Annotated in this window: 1 protein-coding gene; it reads right to left on the bottom strand. The window is 70.5% G+C overall.

Annotation, left to right across the window (positions count from 1 at the left end):
• Window positions 1-662, bottom strand: a 662-nt coding sequence (locus tag PUR56_RS00185; protein WP_329947332.1) for a beta-ketoacyl [acyl carrier protein] synthase domain-containing protein, incomplete at its 3' end; no start/stop codon positions are given.
• Between the last annotated feature and the right edge of the window lie 80 nt (window positions 663-742).

Here is a 742-nt window from a genome sequence, read left to right as displayed (position 1 = left end):
TGACGCGAGAACTCCACGAACACATCCGGCGTCGGCATGACCGTCACACCACCGACCAGCGCCATCGAGCACTCACCCGAACGCAGCGCCTGCGCGGCCAGATGCAGGGCCACCAACGACGACGAACACGCCGTGTCCACAGTCACCGCAGGCCACTCAAGGCCGAACGTGTACGATATCCGCACCGACAGCACCGACGAATCCGTACCCGTCAGCAGATGGCCTTCCAGGCCCTCCCCGCTCTCCGCCGCCCCGGTGCCGTACCCCATGTACGAGGCGCCGACGACCACGCCCTCCCGCTCGCCGCTCAGGCCCAGCGGATCGTCTGGCGCCGCCACCAGCGCCTCCGACGTCGCCTCGACGTACAGCGGGTGCTGCGGATCCTTCGCCAACGCCTCACGCGGCGAGATCCCGAACCGCCCCGCATCGAAGTCCCCCGCCCCGGACAGGAACCCGCCCTCCCGGGCGTAGAACCGACACGCACGCCGCGTATGCGGGTGTTTCACCCCCACCCGCTCACACGCACGTTCCGGCGGGTACGCCCCGAGCCCGTCCCTCCCGGACGCGACCAGATCCCAGAACTCCTCCGGCGTCCCCACACCACCCGCCAACCGCAGACCCATCCCCACGATCACCACCGGGTCGTCGCCGGTGGCGGCCAAGGGCACCCGACCACCGCGGAACCAGGGGACAGCGCACCACTCCACGCCAGTCACCAATAAACCGCGCGGAGGCCCGCCGC

The sequence above is a fragment of the Streptomyces sp. BE303 genome (genome assembly GCF_036290945.1).
In the GTDB taxonomy this organism is placed as follows: Bacteria; Actinomycetota; Actinomycetes; order Streptomycetales; family Streptomycetaceae; genus Kitasatospora.
The sequence above is the reverse complement of the archived record's forward strand: the minus strand, read 5'-3'. Positions and strand labels throughout refer to the sequence as shown.